The sequence below is a fragment of the Streptococcus sp. CL8.13 genome, assembly GCF_049737895.1.
On record NZ_JBKOTT010000159.1, the window covers coordinates 1 to 748 of the forward strand.

General features: G+C 44.9%; 2 protein-coding genes. One reads left to right on the plus strand and one right to left on the minus strand.

The annotated features are described in order from the left end of the window. The coding region (locus tag ACLNCN_RS04985) for an ABC transporter permease (protein WP_424844758.1) at positions 1 to 422 on the plus strand (422 nt) is incomplete at its 5' end. Positions 423 to 484: 62 nt separating this feature from the next. On the opposite strand, the gene ACLNCN_RS04990 is transcribed toward ACLNCN_RS04985, so the two are convergent. Further along, positions 485 to 748: helicase BlpT (locus ACLNCN_RS04990; protein ID WP_424844759.1), on the minus strand; the 264-nt coding region annotated here is incomplete at its 5' end.

The following is a 748-nucleotide window of genomic DNA, read 5'->3' on the forward strand; positions in this document are numbered from 1 at the left end:
CGCCTGGGAAGATTTGGCAAAATCTCTATCTGCGTTCTTATCTGCGAAATGGAGATCTCTTTGCCCTCAGTCTCCGTTTGCTCTTGCTTTCTTTGTTGGCGCAGGTATTTATCGAGCAAGCTTGGATTGCGACAGCAGTGGTGGTTCTCTTTAACTACCTCTTGCTCTTCCAGTTACTGGCCCTCTATCACGCCTTTGACTACCAGTATTTGACCCAACTCTTTCCACTGGACAAGGGGCAAAAGGAAAAAGGCTTGCAGGCGGTAGTCCGAGGATTGACCAGTTTGGTCTTAGTAGTGGAATTAGTTGTTGGATTGATTACCTTCCAAGAAAAACTAGCCCTTCTAGCCTTACTGGGAGCTGGTTTGGTTTTACTAGTCTTGTATTTACCTTATCAGGTAAAACGTCAGATGCAGGACTAAAACTTGCTTATATGATATTAAAAAAGAAGTTGAGTTCAGTTTGTCTCAACTTCTTTTATTTTCTACAGGATAATGGTTGGTCCGTAGAGACTCAACTTGGTCTTGACTTGGTCAAAGTGGAAGCGGTCATAGGCCCGCCAAGCGGCGCGAGTTGGAGCATCTGGATCAAGAGCGCTGAGTCCCATGAGAAGACTGGAAGTCTGGTAAAATTTTTCCAGTTCAATCAAGACTCGATTATCCACTGTTTCAGCCTTGGCTAGAAAACCAAGAATAGAGTTTAATTGCTCCTGAAAGCGGACGTCGTCAGCGGTTGCCTGTTTGCATGC